Here is a 17,637-nt window from a genome sequence, read left to right on the forward strand (position 1 = left end):
AAACAAATTTTATAGAAAATTATTTCAAATAATTCTAAATAGGAGAAATTATCATGGCAAAGCAGAAGTATGAGAGAACCAAGCCACATATCAACATCGGTACAATCGGCCACGTTGACCACGGCAAGACAACTCTAACAGCAGCAATCACAAAGACTCTTCACGACAGATATGGACTCGGAGCAGACGTAGCATTCGACCAGATCGACAAGGCACCAGAAGAGAAGGCAAGAGGAATCACGATTTCCTCAGCACACGTAGAGTATGAGACACCAAACAGACACTACGCACACGTAGACTGCCCAGGACACGCTGACTATGTAAAGAACATGATTACAGGAGCAGCTCAGATGGACGGAGCTATTCTAGTAGTAGCAGCAACAGATGGACCAATGCCTCAGACAAGAGAGCACATCCTGCTATCCAGACAGGTAGGCGTACCATACATCATCGTATTCCTGAACAAGTGTGACATGGTAGATGACGAGGAGCTACTAGACCTCGTAGAGATGGAAGTAAGAGAGCTACTAGATGAGTATGAGTTCCCAGGAGATGATACACCAATCATCAGAGGATCCGCACTAAAGGCACTAGAGGATCCAAGCGGAGAGTGGGGAGATAAGATTTGCGAGCTAATGGAAGCAGTAGACACATACATTCCAGAGCCACAGAGAGCAAACGATCAGCCATTCCTAATGCCAATCGAGGACGTATTCTCAATCACAGGACGTGGAACAGTAGCAACAGGAAGAGTTGAGAGAGGAACCCTCAAGGTAGGAGACGAAGTAGAGCTCGTAGGACTAAGCGACGAGAAGAGAAAGGTAGTTGTAACTGGAGTAGAGATGTTCAAGAAGACTCTTGATGCAGCAGAAACAGGAGACAACATCGGAGCACTACTAAGAGGAATCCAGAGAGACGAAATCGAAAGAGGACAGGTACTCTCAAAGCCAGGCTCAATACACCCACACACAAAGTTCAAGGGACAGGTATACGTACTAAAGAAGGAAGAGGGTGGAAGACACACACCATTCTTCAATGGATACAGACCACAGTTCTACCTAAGAACGACAGACGTAACAGGAGATCTAAAGTTACCAGAGGGTACAGAGATGTGCATGCCTGGAGATAACGTAGTAATGGAGATTGAACTGATTACACCAGTAGCTATCGAAGAGGGACTACGCTTCGCTATTAGAGAAGGTGGAAGAACAGTAGGATCCGGAGTAGTTACAGAGATTATCGAGTAATCATAGATTACGAGGTAGACCACTAGTATACTAAGAAACAGGGGCGTATGCGCCCCTGTTTTTATGTTCAAATATATATAAGATGTGGTATTCTATTATATGAATAATTAATAGTAATAAAACTCTATGGGGGAATTTAAATATTCAATACAGATTGAGTTTAGGAGAGTTTAAATATGCGTAATAGAGCTATGACAAAATCACTGAGTAAAAGAATAATTAAGGCTATATTCATAATAGTATTGATTATAACTATTGTCTTTGCTGGACTTATAGTATTTATATCTTTAACTGAGTATAAGCCTGGTAAGGTTGAAAGAATAAGACTTTATGGGAACGCGTCTAAAGAAGTTAAAAAAGACGAAACTATCAAGATAATGTCCTGGAATATAGGATATGGAGCTCTTGGTGACAATGCTGATTTCTTTATGGACGGTGGAAATCATGTTTTAACGTCTAGTAAAGAACGTGTAAATAAGAATATCAAATCTATTTCTGGTGAGATACGTAAACAATCTCCGGATATAACCATGATTCAGGAAGTGGATAAGGATTCAAGACGTTCATATCACATCAATCAAGTCAAAAAGTTGGAGAACTCGATAAGAGGAAGTGAGTATTCTTATGCGAGAAACTACAAAGCTGCTTTCGTGCCATATCCAATGCCTCCGCTGGGCAAAATGGATAGCGGTATAATGACTATTTCCAGATTTAAAGCTGATTCTTCAAAGCGAGTTAGCTTGCCTGTCTCCTTTACATGGCCGGTTAGAACAGTAAATCTCAAGCGCTGTCTTCTCGTATCTCGAACTAAGGTCGAGGGAACTGGTAAGGAACTGGTGTATATTAATTTACATTTAGAGGCATATGACAAAGGCGCAGGGAAAAAGGCACAGACTAGAGCGTTAAATAGAATACTTAAGAAGGAAGCCTCGAAAGGTAATTACGTAATCGCTGCGGGTGATTTCAACCAGACCTTTAACAATGTGGATATCAATGAATATAAGGTTCGAAAGGGCCTATGGAAGCCAGGTATTATAGATATAAGTGATTATGATTCCTCACTAAACTTCGTTATGGATAGTGCCACGCCTACATGCAGATCGCTTGACAGACCACTCAAGGGAGCAGATAAATCTAAATTCCAGTATTATGTAATAGATGGCATAGTCTATTCATCTAACATAGAGATGTTCTATTGCAAGACGATAGATATAGGATTTAGGAACAGTGATCATAATCCTGTAGTCGCTGAGATTAAGCTAAAATAAAGGAGGTTACAATGTTACTACTCGATGAACGAGACATAAGGAAAGTGTTCGATATGAATGATGCGATAGATTCAAATATCGAGGCATATAAGATTTTTTCTAGTGGAAATGCAGTTGTGCCGCTTCGTCAAGTTATCGCTGCTGATGAAGGAAGAGGTAACTTTGCATTTATGCCAGCATATAGCTCAAGGCTTGGAGCTGCAGGTATCAAAATTGTAAATATTTTTCCCGGCAACAGAGAATTTGGTGAGGCAACGACCATCGGGCAAGTGCTTCTCATGGATGATAAAAATGGGAAAGTGTTAGCGCTTATGGATGGAAGCTTCATTACTAAATTTCGTACGGGAGCAGCAACAGGTGCAGCATTCAAGCTTTTTGCAAGAAAAGATGCGAAGATTGGTTGCCTAATTGGTACTGGTGGACAAGCCGACTGTCAGCTTGAGGCTATGCTGACAGCATGCAATCTAGATGAAGTTAGGATTGTGGCTAGAGATTATGTTAAAACTGAAAAGTTCGTTGCTGAGATGACTGAGAGGTTTAAGAGTAGCAAAACTAATCTACTGGCATTTGATGATGCAGATGAAGCAGTAGATGGAGCCGATGTCATAGTAGTAGTGACTGTTTCTACAGAACCAGTATTCGATGGAAATAGAGTAAAGAAGGGTGCCGTGGTAAGCGGTGTGGGATCGTATACAGCCGAGATGAATGAGATAGATCCAGAGTTGTTTAAGTTAGCGGACAAGATATATTTTGATTCTAAAGATGCTTGTATCGCTGAATCAGCAGATATTCAAATCCCTCTTAGAAAAGGATTGGTCTCAGCGGAAGAACTTACAGGAGATATAGGAGAATTTGCGCTTGGAGAAATTGTTGGCAGGGAGACTGATGATGAAATTATCATATTTAAGAATGTAGGGCTTGGAATCCTTGACCTTGTAATTGCAAAGCTAATCTATGAAAAAGCGAAAAATAGAGAAATTGGATATCAATGGGGATAATTTATAAATAAAATAGTAAATATTACAATAACCAAACTGTGGCAGACACTAAGTTTGTGAAAATGTACAAATGAATTGTTGACAATTGAAATACAGTCTACTATAATCATCTTGTAAGTAAGTGAAAAGGGTTGAAATACAGATTTTTAGTATCGGGAATAGGGGAGTTCTTGATACATCTGAAAACGTTCGTTTTAGCCATTGCGAACAAAGCCGAAGGAATAGCCTTCGGCTTATTTATTTGGTGACAATTTACTCATTTCATTGCCATACTTTTGGCACTAATATATAATTAATGTTTGGAGGCATTATGACGAATTTTATTGAAGTAAAAGACTTAGTTTATAAGTACTCTAAGGAGCAGGGTGATGATAATCTATGCCCTGCGATTGATCATGTTTCAATTGAAATTTCACGTGGTGAATACATTGCTGTTGCCGGGTCTAATGGTTCTGGAAAATCCACACTAGCAAGATGCCTTAACGGGCTTTTACTACCAACTGAGGGAGAAATCCTGGTTGATGGAATGGATACGAGTGACGATGAGTGCATTTGGGATATCAGAAAGAAAATAGGTATGGTATTTCAAAATCCCGACAATCAAATTGTGTCGTCTATGGTTGAGGATGAGGTAGCATTTGGTCCTGAAAACATAGGGGTGGAGAATCCAGAACTCAGAAAAAGAGTAGATAATGCACTGAAAGCAGTCGGTATGTACGAATACAGAAATCGCGAAGCGCACAAACTCTCTGGAGGACAGAAGCAGCGAATTGCAATCGCTGGAGCCGTGGCTATGAGACCGGATTGTATAGTGTTAGATGAACCCACTGCAATGCTTGACCCCAAAGGGCGCAGTCAAGTTATGAAGGTAATCAGAGAGCTCAATGAGCAGGGAATTACGATTATTTTAATTACACACTTTATGGAAGAGGTTGCAGAAGCAGATCGAGTGCTAGTCATGAAATCTGGAAAGCTCCTCAGAGACAGTGCGCCGGAAGACGTATTTGCAGATACGAAACTTATCGAATCAGCAGGATTAGAGATTCCAGCCGCTGTTTTGCTGAGAAATGAACTTATTAAAAATGGAATTAATCTATCTCAAGAGATTATAAGTAAGGATGATTTGGTGGACGCATTATGTCAATAATTGCAAGACATCTAACACATATATATTCAAAAGGACTCCCCGGTGAGACAGTTGCACTTGATGATATTTCGTTTGAGGTTTCTGATGGAGAATGCATAGGTATAATTGGACATACTGGCTCTGGAAAGTCGACGCTCCTTCAGCATCTTAACGGGCTGCTGAAGCCTCATTCGGGAGAGATAATTGTCTCCGATATGAATATCGGAGATGGATCTGTCAAGAAAGTTGATATTAGTAGGAATGTGGGACTCGTCTTTCAGTATCCTGAGTATCAGCTCTTTGAGGAAACTGTTGCAAAAGATGTGGCATTTGGCCCAAGAAACCTTGGTGTGCCCGAAGAAGAGATTGATGACGTTGTAAGGGAGTCTATCGAACTACTCGGCCTCGATTATGATGCCGTCGCAGAAAAGTCGCCTTTTGAGCTATCAGGTGGGCAGAAGCGCAGAGTTGCCATCGCTGGTGTACTAGCGATGAAACCAAAGGTTCTTATATTAGATGAACCAACGGCAGGACTCGATCCCGCATCCAAGCGTGACATGCTTGAAGTAATTAAGAGGCTGAGACAGGAAAGAAACCTAATTGTGGCATTCGTCTCGCATAATATGAAAGATATAGCTGAACTTTCTGACCGCATCATCGTCATGAATGACGGAAGGCTTGTGATGAACGGAAGCCCTAATGAAGTATTTGCAAGGGCTAGCGAACTAAAGAGTATGGGGCTTAGTGTACCGCCAGTGACAGAGATTCTATACGAAGTGTCGGAAAAGCTTGGGCTTGAGTTCAAGCCAATTTTTGAAGAGAGAGAAGCTGCGAAGTATATAGCAGAGCGATTAAAGGAGAGGCGAAGATAGTATGATTAAAGACATAACACTTGGTCAGTATTATCCGGTTGAATCTCCGATTCATAGGCTGGAGGCACGCACTAAGGTACTCGGGGTCTTTGCGTACCTCGTAGGGCTTTTTCTGGTAAATAGACTGTGGGGGTTCGTAATTGCTGCGTTAGCTGTTGGAACTGTGATAAGGCTGTCAAATGTTCCGTTCTCATACATGGTGAGAGGACTAAAGGCTATAGTGCTTATTATTGCATTCACTATGGTTCTTAACATATTCATGATGGATGGGACTATCCTGTGGCAGTGGAAATTCCTGAGGATTACATATGAGGGACTATATAGAGCTGCATTTATGGGTATAAGGCTTGTATTGCTGATTATAGGCACTTCGCTCCTAACCTTCTGCACTAAACCGACTGAATTAACAGATGGGATTGAGAAGCTACTTAGTCCATTCTCTAAGCTAGGTCTGCCTGCACATGAGATTGCCCTGATGATGACAATTGCGCTCAGATTCATCCCTGTATTAATGGATGAAGCAGATAAAATCATGAAGGCGCAGCAATCGAGAGGTGCGGACTTTGAATCTGGGAACATTATCCAGAGAGCCAAGAGTATGATTCCAATAATAGTGCCGCTCTTCGTGAGTTCATTTAGGATTGCAGGAGACCTTGCTCTAGCTATGGAAGCAAGATGCTACCGGGGAGGTGATGGCAGGACGAAGCTTAATGAGACTAGATTCGAGAAGCGTGATGCTGTAGCTGCTATACTGATGATTATTTTCATTGTGGTGCTTGTTGCCAGTAGATTTTTAAACATATAATCTATAAAAAATAGGAGAATGTATGAGACAGAGAAAAGTAAAAAACCTGGAAGAGAAATATGCCAAATTCGAAGACATATTGGTATATAATCCAGAAGAAATACGCGGGAAATGGGCAAAACGCGCTGGTGATAGCAAAGGAATTTACATGGAGGTTGGCTGCGGCAAGGGCAGGTTCATCTCACAGCTAGCTTCTCGTGAGCCAGAAAATTTCTTCATTGCAGTTGAAGGTCACAAGAGCGTACTTCTGCGCGCAATGGAAAAAGTTCATGAGCTTGAGCTGAAAAATGTCGTATTTATACCAGAGTTTATCGAGAATCTGCACGAATGGTTTGTTGATAGCGAACTTGACGGAATTTACCTTAACTTTAGTGATCCCCTTCCTAAGAATTATTCAGCGAAGAAGAGGCTTACATACCGAGGAAAACTCAAACAGTATTTTGATGTACTTAAAGAAGATGGTGTTGTTAGGTTCAAGACTGACAATACTGATTTGTTTAATTATTCCGTAAATGAGGTGATTGCATCTAATCTAAGAATTCGAGAGTTTACTAGAGATTTACACGCTTCACCCTATAATGAAGATAATATTATGACTGAATATGAGGAGAAGTTTAGCGACAAGGGATTTAAGATCAAGATGATGGAGATTGGTCGCATACGAAAGAAAGGTGAAAAGATGAGTTTAGCAGCACTTAATGGCAGGGAGATTCCAGAGCAGGATAAGGTGTTCGGAATTAGTGGCAGAGCGAAAGCAGCTATAAAGGCGAAAGGGCACGATAATGTTGCAAATGCAACCATTGGTGCCTTGCTAGACGATGACGGAAATCTAATCGTGCTATCTTCTGTAGATGAGGCGGTAAAGAGTCTTGAACCATCGCAATACGCCGAGTATGCTCCGATTGCAGGAATCCCAGGATTTAAGGAGGCAGCGATAAAGGCGGCTCTAGGTAGTTATGAAACATCTAGGCACATAGGAATAGTTTCAACGCTAGGTGGTACAGGTTCGCTTAGAAATGCCATAGCGAATTATTCGTGCCCAGGTGATAAGATTCTGACTCATAACTGGTGCTGGCCAAATTACAAGAACATTGCGGCAGAGCAGGGACGCGGTTTTGAGACTTTTGAAATGTTCGATGATGATGGTAAATTTAATCTAGCTGATTTCGAATATAAAGTGAGCAAGCTGCTTCGTGTACAGGATAGGCTCGTCCTGATTCTAAACACTCCTGCGAATAACCCAACGGGATATTCACTTTCACTTGATGAGTGGAAGAGCGTAATTGAGATTCTTGACAATGTGCCTTACGAAAAGGTAGTCGCTCTAGTCGTGGACATAGCATATATCGATTTTGCTGGAGACGAGAAGAATGTTAGAGAATTTATTCCAGAGCTTGAAAAGCTTAAAAGCAATGTGCTGCCACTACTTGCATATAGCACCTCAAAGACATTTACTTTCTACGGATTTAGATGTGCGGCACTGATTTGTCTGGCTGATAGTGAAGAGATTGCCGATGAATTCGTAAAGGTGTGCTCATATTCTAGCAGATCCACATGGTCTAACTCGCCTCGTGGACCACAGGAAGCAATCGCAAAGATTTATAGTGATAAAGAACTTCTGGCAAAGGTAGACGAAGAACGCAAGGAGTTCCGTGATATGCTGCTGGCGCGCGGAAGAGCTTTTGAAGAGGAGGCTAAGAAAGTTAATCTCAAAATAGTACCGTTTAGAGCAGGCTTTTTCGTATCTGTTCCATACGAAAATCCAGACGCATTAAGTGCAAAGCTTGAGGAAAGTGATGTGTACTGCGTACCTATGGATAAGGGAGTGCGGGTATCAATTGCATCAATATCTGAGGCTAAGTGCAGAAAGCTACCTGCAATTATCAAGGGCGCACTTGAGAGCCTATAGTCATAAAGTGTGGATTGTTAGTGAATAAAACAATATTCGGTTACTAATGTGTTGAAATGCATACACTGGTGATATATAATTATTTGGCAAACAAAAGAATATAACGAGCAAGGGGAGCGGTATCGCTGAGAGGTGATGTTGAAATACATTACGACTCTGAACCTGATTTGGATAATGCCAACGGAGGGAGAGTGCTGAATTACATGTGTAATACCCAAGCTAGGGTGTTACACATTTTTTATTGGATTGCTTTAGCATTGAATTCTCCTAGTGAGAACGGCTAAATTAATAAACAAGCGACTGAGTAGATTGCTATGATTGCATGAAAGATCATGAAGTTACATTAGGAGTCAAAACTATGAAAAATACAGTTAAGCAGGGCTTAGAGAAGTCGGTCTTGCGTGAAAGGCTTAGGCTATATGGAATACTCGGAGGTGAAACTCTGCAGGGCATCACCCATAGAGAAGCTGTCATACAAGCGATTGATGGTGGTATGACGTGTATCCAAATTAGAGAAAAGTATTTAGATGAAAGGCAGTTACTAAAGGTTATTTCTGAGATTAAGCCTCTCTGTGATGAGTCGAATGTTCCGCTGATAATAAACGATAATGTTGCGATATGTAAAGCTTCAGATGCTAGTGGGGTCCATCTTGGGCTAAGCGACGGTTCGATAGTTGAGGCAAGGAAGCTTCTTGGCGAAGAGAAGATTATCGGTGCGACTGCACACAATCTCGAGGAAGCTCTAGCAGCAGAAGCCGAAGGTGCTGATTATATAGGTGTGGGCGCTGCTTTTGGTTCTAATTCAAAGAGTGATGCAATTCAGCTACCTAGCCTTGATGTATACAACATGGTAACGTCGTCGGTAAAAATCCCCGTTATCGCAATCGGCGGCATCAATATTGATAATATCGGAGCACTAGCAGGTCGTAATCTTGCGGGGGTTGCGGTCATCTCGGCTCTGTTTGGGACACAGGATGTCAGGAAAAGCACAGAGGATTTAAGAAAAATGGCAGATAAGTTGCAACACGAAAAGACGAGGTCTGAGATATGAAAATTCCGACCGTGCTATCAATTGCAGGTAGTGATCCGAGCGGCGGAGCGGGTATTCAGGGAGATATCAAGACTATATTTGCCGAGTGTTGCTACGGTATGGCGGCTATTACAGGCCTTACTGCGCAGAATACCAAGGGCGTGTCGGCGGTTATGCCGGTGACTGCAGACTTTCTTAGGAAACAAATTGAAGAGATACTGCGAGACATACGTCCGGATGCAATAAAAATTGGCATGATTGTTACGGCTGCACAGGTCGATATAATAGCGAATTTAATTAAGCGCTATAGCCTTGAAAATGTAATCGTTGACCCCGTAATCGCTCCGACAAGTGGAGTGGAATTTGCGAGTGAAGAAGTGATGAAATCCTTAATCGAGAAGCTCTTTCCTCTATCGACGCTCGTGACACCTAACCTGCCAGAAGCTAAGAGAATATATGAGATTATAGAATATCAAAAACTTCAGTTGAAAGATGATGGGCAGCTGCAATCTCAATTTAAAATTCAATCGCAGTCGCAAACACAGATTCATGGGAAAGCAGTAAATCTATCAGCGTCTGAACTAGCATGCTCCATAGGCCGAAGCTGTGGCTGTAATGTGCTCATCAAAGGCGGTCATGCTGAAGGTTGTAGTGCTACGGATTATCTGTGGACTGCTAGTGATGAGAATATGATAGGATGCACTGCTGAATTCAAAGGCGATAGGGTAGAGACAACAAGTTCACATGGTACGGGATGCGCTCTATCCAGCTCAATAGCAGCAAATATGGCGAAAGAGCACACGCTTGAAACCGCAATAGATAGGGGCAAGGAATACGTGACAGCAGCTCTTAAGAGTGATATGCACATAGGAACGGGTAATGGTTCAATAGATCACGGAGCACTTGCGAGACAATGATAGAAAATTAAAGGGAAATGGGAAAGGGCAAGTTACAATTGTTATTAATGGCCTAAAAAAGGCGGAAAAGAGGAAGAAATGGCAAGAAATTATTCGACACAAATAGAAGCGGCGAGAATGGGAATAGTTACACCAGAGCTTGAAACTGTTGCGGCAAAAGAAAATCGTTCGGTAGATGAGCTGCTACCGCTGCTTGCAGAGGGAAAGATGGTTATCCCGGCAAATATACATCACACATCAATCGACCCAAACGGTGTTGGAGGAATGCTCAAGACAAAGGTGAACGTAAACCTCGGTATAAGCAGAGACTGCAAGGACTACGATATCGAGATGAAGAAGGTAATGAGAGCAGTTGAACTAGGTGCGGAATCAATCATGGATCTATCGAGCCATGGAGATACGCAGCCGTTTAGAAGAAAGCTATGTACCGAATGCCCTGCGATGATCGGAACAGTTCCGGTATACGATTCTGTAATCCATTATCAGAGAGATTTAAATACTCTTACTGCACAGGATTTTCTAGATGTCATCAGAATGCATGCTGAAGACGGAGTGGATTTCGTAACGCTGCACTGCGGGATAACGCGCAAGACGATTGAGCAGATTAAGAACGGTACTCGCGAGATGAATATAGTCAGCAGAGGAGGAAGTCTTGTATTTGCATGGATGACTATGACAGGTGAGGAAAATCCGTTCTATGAATACTTTGATGAGATTGTCGAGATTTGCCGTGAGCACGATGTAACGATAAGCCTTGGCGATGCATGTAGACCGGGATGCCTAGCAGATGCAACGGATAACTGTCAGATTGAGGAATTGATTAGACTCGGTGAGCTAACAGATAGAGCGTGGGCTAGAGACGTACAGGTTATGATAGAGGGGCCAGGACATGTGCCAATGGATCAGATTGAGGCAAACATGAAGATTCAGGAAACCCTGTGCAAGGGTGCGCCGTTTTATGTGCTCGGACCTCTCGTTACAGATATTGCGCCAGGATATGACCACATAACAGCTGCCATAGGTGGTGCTATTGCTGCTTGGTCAGGTGCTGCGTTCCTATGTTATGTTACACCAGCAGAACATCTCGCTCTACCAAATGTAGATGACGTTCACGACGGCATTATCGCCAGCAAAATAGCTGCACATGCAGCGGATATTGCTAAGGGTATTCCGGGAGCCCGTGACCAGGATGACAGAATGGCGAAGGCGAGGAGAGAACTCGACTGGGATGCACAGTGGCTAGAGGCACTTGATCCTGAGACGGCAAAAGAAATAAGAAAATCAAGAATGCCAGAGGAAGACCACTCCGATACTTGTAGCATGTGCGGAAAATTCTGTGCGGTTAGAAGTATGAATAAAGCACTTTCAGGTGAGGTAATAGACATTCTATAAAGACCAAGCTTTATATATATTACATCCTAAATAGTCATAAATATAAAAAGAAGTGAGCTTAAATGCTCACTTCTTTTATTCCGCTTGGTTTTATGTCTCCAAGTATCAGAGCTTATACAATACCCTGCATCATCATTGCTTCTGCAACTCTCTCGAATCCAGCGATGTTAGCACCAGCTACAAGGTTCTCACCGAGGTTGTACTTAGCACAAGCTTCCTCTGTGATCTTGAAGATGTGAACCATGATATTCTCTAGCTCAGCGTATACTCTCTCTTTGTTCCAGATGAGGTGTTCAGCGTTCTGTGCCATCTCGAGGCAAGAGCAAGCAACTCCACCAGCGTTAGCAGCCTTGGCAGGAGCAACTACGCAGCCGTTGTCCATGAGGTACTGAACAGCCTCGTTTGTTGTAGGCATGTTAGCTCCCTCGATGAGGTATCTAGCTCCGTTAGCAACCATTTCCTTAGCCCAGTCAAGAGTGATATCATTCTGCATTGCGCAAGGTAGGTAAAGGTCAGCCTTAACTTCCCAAGGTCTCTTTCCAGGGATGAACTTGGCGTTAGGGAACTTCTCTACATAAGGTGCGCAAACATTCTTGCCAGAATTACGTAGCTCAAGAAGAGTATCAATCTTCTCTGGAGTTGTGATGCCTTCCTCGTCGAGGATGTATCCGTCTGGTCCGGAAATTGTGATAGGCTTTGCACCTAGCTCAACTAACTTAGTGATTGTTCCCCAAGATACGTTACCGAATCCAGAAACAACTGCAGTCTTTCCTTCTAAAGAATCACCGAAGTGGTTGAGGACCTCTCTAGCGAAGAATACGATACCGAAACCAGTAGCCTCTGTTCTTCCGTTTAGTCCACCGTTTGTAGTTCCCTTACCAGTCCATGTTCCATCGTACTGGTTAGTCATTCTCTTGTACTGACCCATCATGTAACCAATCTCTCTGCCGCCTACACCCATGTCGCCAGCAGGTACGTCAGTGTTAGGGCCGATGTGCTTGTAAAGCTCTGTTACGAAGCTCTGGCAGAATCTCATAACTTCTGCATCCGACTTTCCTGCTGGATCGAAGTCAGAACCACCCTTACCACCTCCGATTGGAAGTCCTGTTAGGGAATTCTTGAAGATCTGCTCAAATCCGAGGAACTTAAGGATTCCCGGGTAAACGTTAGCCTGGAATCTTATACCACCCTTGTATGGTCCTAGAGCGCTGTTGAACTGCACTCTGTATCCTCTGTTAACCTGAACTTCACCATTATCATCAACCCAAGGAACTCTGAACGAAATCATTCTTTCAGGCTCGATAAGTCTCTTTACAAGACCGGCTTTCTCGTACTCAGGATGAGTTTCGAGAACTGGCTCGATTGATAGTAGAACTTCTTCTACAGTCTGAAGGAACTCAGGCTCGTTTGGATAGTTCTTCTTAGCGATGTCGATGTACTTTTGTGAAATATTAGCCATTTTAAACTCCTTACAAAAAATACAATACAATAATGTATAAATTCTGGTGTCTCTACACCATATAGTTGAATTTTAGCACTCTGATAATACGCTGTCAACGTGTATACAATATGTAAAAATACTCTATCAATAAAGTTGGAACGACGATTATTCAATAGTTTGACAGATTTTTAATATTAGATTAATGCGAGTCACTATGATAAAATTAAATGTAATTGTTTTATAGAAGAAAGTTGAGAGAAATGGATCTGAGCAGACTTAACAAAGAGCAACAAGAAGCGGTAAAGCATACGGAAGGTCCGCTGCTGATTTTAGCTAGTGCTGGCAGCGGGAAGACCACTATGATGACACACCGCATAGCGTATATGCTAGAAATGGGTGTGAGTCCTTATAATATCTTGGCTGTTACATTTACTAATAAAGCTGCTGGGGAGATGAAGGATAGGATTGAGTCATTAACTGGGGCTACTCGAGGCATGTGGGTGATGACCTTTCACGCCATGTGTGTTCGTATACTCAGAAATCATGGAGAAGTTCTAGGATTTAGGAATGGATTTTCAATATACGATGAGTCAGATAAGAAGGCGCTACTCAAAAGAATCGTCAAAGACCTCAACATCGATGAGAAAATCTACCCAGTTTCTTACCTTGGGAGCGTGATAAGCTCTTGCAAGGAGGCTGAGGAAGATCCTGATGATTATATAGAGAATAACTCTATGAATTTCAAAGCCGAGACAGTCGCAAAGGTCTATTCCAGATACATGGAAGATCTGCAGCAGAATAACGCAATGGATTTTGATGATTTACTCTGGAACGCTGTTAAGGTATTTGAGACGAGCAACGAGGTGCTTTCGTATTACCAAGAAAGATTTAAATATATAATGGTAGATGAGTATCAGGATACCAATTATCTGCAGTATAAGCTGGTACATGCTTTGGCGGAGAAGAGCCACAATTTATGTGTGGTCGGCGATGACGACCAATGCATATATCAATGGAGAGGTGCAGATATTAGGAATATTCTTGATTTCGAGAAGGATTTTCCTGAAACCAAGGTTATCAAGCTAGAGCAGAACTACAGATCCGATGCCAATATTTTAGGTTTAGCCAATTCTGTTATTGCAAACAATAGAAACCGCAAGGCGAAGGCACTTTGGACAGAGAGAAATGAAGGTAGCAAGATAACATACCGCAGACTCGAGGATGAACAGAGAGAGGCTTGGTATGTAGGCGGAGAAATTCAGCGTTTGCATGACGAAGAGGGGGTTCCGTTTAACGATATGGCCATCTTGTATCGCAAAAATGCGCAGTCAAGGCCTTTTGAAGAAAAATTTTCATTTAGAGGAATCCCGTACAGAGTGTTAGGTGGCACGAGATTTTATGACCGCAAGGAAATCAAAGATGTGATGGCATATATGCACCTCGTTGAGAATCCCAGCGATGATGTTGCGATGGCGAGGATAATCAACGAGCCTAAGAGGGGACTTGGACCGAAGAGTCTCGGTGGAATAGTGTCATATGCGAAGGCATATAAGCTCAGCATATTTGAAGCGCTTAAGGAGCAGGAAGTTCTCAGTTCACTGTCAAAGAAATCGAGAGCGGCTGTAGAAGATTTAGTCACGATGCTCGATGAGCTTGGAGTTGAACAGGACAATATGGAGCTTTCAGATATTTATGACAATCTCATCAGACGCTCGGGTTATCTGACAGCGCTTGAAGCAGAAAATACAGTCGAAGCAGATGCGAGAATTGAGAATATCCTGGAGCTTCGCTCAGTAATCGCAGAATTCGAGGAGAAAGCAGTAGGCTCAGTGCTTACGGAGGAAGAAGACGAGTTCAGAGAGGAGAGGGATAGACTTAGAGAAGATGGATTTGATGTAAAAGAACCCACCTTGCTCCAGTCGTTCCTCGAGAGAATCGCACTTCTATCGGATATAGATAACAGGGATGAGAGCGAAGATGCGGTGGTGATGATGACGCTGCATAGCTCAAAGGGTCTGGAATTCCCCGTGGTATTTATGCCAGGAATGGAAAACGGATTATTTCCTGGCTCAGCGTCTATGGATGATCCTAGTAAGATGGAGGAGGAGCGCAGGCTCTGCTACGTTGGAATTACAAGAGCTATGAGGAAGCTGTACCTGACAGGCGCGCAGACTAGGATGCTATACGGTAGAACGGACTTCACGATTGAATCAGAATTCATGCGAGAGATGGATACGGATTTGCTCGATGGTGACCAGACTGTAGCTGAGAGATCTGCTATGGCAGGCGGACTGCATGGAGATGGAGGAATACTCGGCGCGAGAGAATTTAAGGGTAGATATGAAGGCAGTGCTGATGGTTATGATGCCAGCTTCTCGAGACCATTTGATGCGCTGAAATTCGCTAAGAAACAGGCGTCCAAGGGAATAAGCAACGAAGGCTTTGAGGAGGGAGACAGGATTCGTCATCCGAAGTTTGGCGAAGGTCTGCTCATAGACCAGGATGCCAAGACGCTGACTATTGCCTTTGACTCTGTTGGGATTAAAAAGCTTGGCAAGGGCTTCGTCAAGCTGACTAAAGTCAAGTAGTGACTATAGAAGTAAAGGCATTTGCAGGAAAGAACTCGCTAGCAGTAAGAGAATAAAATAGGGGACATTATGAATCTTGATGACAAGAAGAAAAGAATAGAGGAGTTAATAGAAACTCTCAACGGGGCTTCGGCGGCATACTATGACGAGGCCAGTGAAATCATGAGCAATTATGAATACGATGCACTATATGATGAGCTCGAATCACTTGAGAAGGAGACAGGATATACTCCCCTGAATAGTCCGACTAAGAATGTCGGTTACACAGTTCAGTCGGAGTTACCTAAGGAGAAGCACCGAAGCCGTATGCTGAGCCTTGATAAGACTAAGAGCCGAGAAGAGCTCGCAGCTTGGCTTGGAGATCATGAGGGGTTGTTATCATGGAAGCTCGATGGCTTAACTGTAGTGCTCACATATGAAGGAGGAGAGTTAGTCAAGGCGGTGACACGCGGAAACGGGGATATAGGCGAGGTTATCACGCCTAATGCACGTGTATTTGTCAATGTACCAAAGCGCATTCCATATGACGGGCATGCTGTAATTCGTGGAGAGGCGGTTATTACCTACGAGGAATTCGATAGAATCAATGCTACGATTGATGATGCAGATGCGAAGTACAAGAATCCGAGAAATTTATGCAGTGGCAGTGTAAGGCAGCTTAACAGCAAAATAACTGCTGAGAGAAATGTTCGGTTCTACGCTTTCACGCTCAGCGAAGCGGATGGTGTAGATTATGAAGGGCTACGCTCCAACCAGATGAAATGGATGGTGGAGCAGGGCTTTGATGTGGTTGAATACGTGAAGGTGGATGACAAGAATATTTTCGAAGCGATAGATAATTATGCAGAGAGAGTTCACAGCTTCGAGATTCCTTCAGATGGGCTTGTCCTGACCTTAGAGGATTTAGAATATTCGGCAACACTTGGAACAACTGCAAAGTTTCCACGTGATTCACTGGCTTTCAAGTGGGCAGATCAGCAAGCTGAGACCATTCTCCGTGAGATTGAATGGAGTCCATCGAGAACAGGCCTGCTCAATCCGATTGCTATATTTGACCCGGTAGAACTCGAAGGAACTACGGTTAAGAGGGCATCAGTTCATAATCTGAACATAATGGAAACCCTTAAGCTCGGCATCGGTGACACTATCACCGTGTACAAGGCGAATATGATAATACCACAGATTGGTGATAACCTTACTAAGAGTGGTAATATTGAGCTTCCTAATCATTGTCCGGTCTGCGATGGCGGCACAGAGGTAAAGCTGATGACAGGCACAAAGGTTCTCACCTGCACCAACCCAAATTGCCTCGCTAAGCAGGTGAAGAGATTTTCGCTATTCGTATCGAGGGACGCACTTAATATCGAAGGACTATCCGAACAGACTTTGCTAAAGTTCATAGGACTCGGTTATATCAGGTCTTTTGCGGATATATTCCGTCTAAAGAAGCATAGAGATGAGATCGTGGAATTAGATGGTTTCGGTAAAAAGTCTTATGATAAATTATCATCATCGATAGAGAAGGCACGCCATACAGTACCAACTAGAATTCTTGTAGCTCTTGGTATACCTGGGGTTGGAGTTACGACTGCTGCTCAGATTGCAAGGGCATATGAGAATAAATGGACTAAGATTTCTTCACTCACCTATGATGAACTGACAACCATTAGTGGCATCGGGGAAGTTATGGCTAGAGACTATGAGGCCTTTTTTGAAGATGAACATAACAAGTCGACCGTTGCGGATCTAGTGAGCGAACTAGACATAGATGAGAGCTATGAGCAGGTTGGGACGGTTTTATCAGGCGAGATCTTTGTGATAACAGGCAGTCTTGAGCACTACAAGAGTCGCACTGAGCTCAAGAAGGAAATAGAGACACAAGGGGGCAAGGTGGTTGGAAGTGTCAGTAAAAATACTAGCTATCTCATTACCAACAACCCAGAATCAGGTTCATCAAAGAACAAGGCAGCGACGGAACTCGGCGTAAAAATTATAACAGAAGATGAAATTCGCACGATGCTCGGATATTAGGGGGTTATCGAAA

General features: G+C 43.0%; 13 protein-coding genes. 12 read left to right on the forward strand and 1 reads right to left on the reverse strand.

The window, feature by feature from the left end; genetic code table 11:
- Window positions 1-53 precede the first annotated feature (53 nt).
- From tuf to thiC, 10 genes are all read left to right on the forward strand, one after another.
- Complete coding sequence (gene tuf, locus QU661_RS01690) at window positions 54-1,247, forward strand: elongation factor Tu (RefSeq protein WP_304989574.1); 1,194 nt, start codon at window positions 54-56, stop codon at window positions 1,245-1,247.
- Window positions 1,248-1,423: 176 nt separating this feature from the next.
- Entirely contained in the window at window positions 1,424-2,515 is a 1,092-nt protein-coding gene (locus QU661_RS01695) for an endonuclease/exonuclease/phosphatase family protein (RefSeq protein WP_304990037.1), read from the forward strand.
- An 11-nt stretch (window positions 2,516-2,526) separates the two neighbouring features.
- The gene (locus tag QU661_RS01700) at window positions 2,527-3,513 is read left to right on the forward strand and encodes an ornithine cyclodeaminase family protein (RefSeq protein WP_304990038.1); all 987 of its coding nucleotides are present in this window, start codon (window positions 2,527-2,529) and stop codon (window positions 3,511-3,513) included.
- 310 nt (window positions 3,514-3,823) lie between these two features.
- On the forward strand, window positions 3,824-4,660 hold the full coding sequence (locus QU661_RS01705) for an energy-coupling factor transporter ATPase (RefSeq protein ID WP_304990039.1): 837 nt from the start codon (window positions 3,824-3,826) through the stop codon (window positions 4,658-4,660).
- Window positions 4,651-5,511 carry an energy-coupling factor transporter ATPase gene (locus tag QU661_RS01710; protein WP_304990040.1) on the forward strand — a complete coding sequence of 287 codons (861 nt, stop codon included), beginning with the start codon at window positions 4,651-4,653 and terminating at the stop codon, window positions 5,509-5,511. Before QU661_RS01705 ends, QU661_RS01710 begins: the two co-directional genes overlap by 10 nt.
- Window position 5,512: 1 nt before the next feature.
- The gene (locus tag QU661_RS01715) at window positions 5,513-6,316 is read left to right on the forward strand and encodes an energy-coupling factor transporter transmembrane component T family protein (protein WP_304990041.1); all 804 of its coding nucleotides are present in this window, start codon (window positions 5,513-5,515) and stop codon (window positions 6,314-6,316) included.
- A 22-nt stretch (window positions 6,317-6,338) separates the two neighbouring features.
- The gene (gene trmB / locus QU661_RS01720) at window positions 6,339-8,225 is read left to right on the forward strand and encodes a tRNA (guanosine(46)-N7)-methyltransferase TrmB (RefSeq protein ID WP_304990042.1); all 1,887 of its coding nucleotides are present in this window, start codon (window positions 6,339-6,341) and stop codon (window positions 8,223-8,225) included.
- A 358-nt stretch (window positions 8,226-8,583) separates the two neighbouring features.
- Window positions 8,584-9,276 (forward strand): thiamine phosphate synthase, encoded by a 693-nt coding sequence (gene thiE / locus QU661_RS01725; protein ID WP_304990043.1) that lies wholly within the window; start codon window positions 8,584-8,586, stop codon window positions 9,274-9,276.
- On the forward strand, window positions 9,273-10,172 hold the full coding sequence (gene thiD / locus QU661_RS01730) for a bifunctional hydroxymethylpyrimidine kinase/phosphomethylpyrimidine kinase (protein WP_304990044.1): 900 nt from the start codon (window positions 9,273-9,275) through the stop codon (window positions 10,170-10,172). The genes thiE and thiD overlap by 4 nt, the downstream gene beginning before the upstream one ends.
- A 78-nt stretch (window positions 10,173-10,250) precedes the next feature.
- Entirely contained in the window at window positions 10,251-11,564 is a 1,314-nt protein-coding gene (thiC, locus tag QU661_RS01735; RefSeq protein WP_304990045.1) for a phosphomethylpyrimidine synthase ThiC, read from the forward strand.
- 112 nt (window positions 11,565-11,676) lie between these two features.
- Here thiC and gdhA read toward each other — a convergent pair whose 3' ends face one another.
- Window positions 11,677-13,023, reverse strand: a complete 1,347-nt coding sequence (gene gdhA, locus QU661_RS01740; protein ID WP_304990046.1) for an NADP-specific glutamate dehydrogenase — start codon at window positions 13,021-13,023, stop codon at window positions 11,677-11,679.
- Window positions 13,024-13,265: 242 nt separating this feature from the next.
- Between gdhA and QU661_RS01745 the strand changes: the two genes are divergently transcribed.
- The gene (locus QU661_RS01745) at window positions 13,266-15,593 is read left to right on the forward strand and encodes an ATP-dependent helicase (RefSeq protein ID WP_304990047.1); all 2,328 of its coding nucleotides are present in this window, start codon (window positions 13,266-13,268) and stop codon (window positions 15,591-15,593) included.
- Between the two features lie 69 nt (window positions 15,594-15,662).
- Window positions 15,663-17,624 (forward strand): NAD-dependent DNA ligase LigA, encoded by a 1,962-nt coding sequence (gene ligA / locus QU661_RS01750; RefSeq protein WP_304990048.1) that lies wholly within the window; start codon window positions 15,663-15,665, stop codon window positions 17,622-17,624.
- Window positions 17,625-17,637 lie beyond the last annotated feature (13 nt).

Source organism: Mogibacterium neglectum (assembly GCF_030644205.1).
Lineage (GTDB): Bacteria > Bacillota > Clostridia > Peptostreptococcales > Anaerovoracaceae > Mogibacterium > Mogibacterium neglectum.

What these genes read in the sequence shown, in the direction of transcription:
- QU661_RS01715 (WP_304990041.1), top strand. Translation starts at nt 5,513, where the DNA reads ATGATTAAAGACATAACACTTGGTCAGTATTATCCGGTTGAATCTCCG.
- tuf (WP_304989574.1), top strand. Translation starts at nt 54, where the DNA reads ATGGCAAAGCAGAAGTATGAGAGAACCAAGCCACATATCAACATCGGT.
- trmB (WP_304990042.1), top strand. Translation starts at nt 6,339, where the DNA reads ATGAGACAGAGAAAAGTAAAAAACCTGGAAGAGAAATATGCCAAATTC.
- QU661_RS01695 (WP_304990037.1), top strand. Translation starts at nt 1,424, where the DNA reads ATGCGTAATAGAGCTATGACAAAATCACTGAGTAAAAGAATAATTAAG.
- thiE (WP_304990043.1), top strand. Translation starts at nt 8,584, where the DNA reads ATGAAAAATACAGTTAAGCAGGGCTTAGAGAAGTCGGTCTTGCGTGAA.
- thiC (WP_304990045.1), top strand. Translation starts at nt 10,251, where the DNA reads ATGGCAAGAAATTATTCGACACAAATAGAAGCGGCGAGAATGGGAATA.
- ligA (WP_304990048.1), top strand. Translation starts at nt 15,663, where the DNA reads ATGAATCTTGATGACAAGAAGAAAAGAATAGAGGAGTTAATAGAAACT.
- QU661_RS01705 (WP_304990039.1), top strand. Translation starts at nt 3,824, where the DNA reads ATGACGAATTTTATTGAAGTAAAAGACTTAGTTTATAAGTACTCTAAG.
- QU661_RS01700 (WP_304990038.1), top strand. Translation starts at nt 2,527, where the DNA reads ATGTTACTACTCGATGAACGAGACATAAGGAAAGTGTTCGATATGAAT.
- QU661_RS01710 (WP_304990040.1), top strand. Translation starts at nt 4,651, where the DNA reads ATGTCAATAATTGCAAGACATCTAACACATATATATTCAAAAGGACTC.
- QU661_RS01745 (WP_304990047.1), top strand. Translation starts at nt 13,266, where the DNA reads ATGGATCTGAGCAGACTTAACAAAGAGCAACAAGAAGCGGTAAAGCAT.
- gdhA (WP_304990046.1), bottom strand. Translation starts at nt 13,023, where the DNA reads ATGGCTAATATTTCACAAAAGTACATCGACATCGCTAAGAAGAACTAT.
- thiD (WP_304990044.1), top strand. Translation starts at nt 9,273, where the DNA reads ATGAAAATTCCGACCGTGCTATCAATTGCAGGTAGTGATCCGAGCGGC.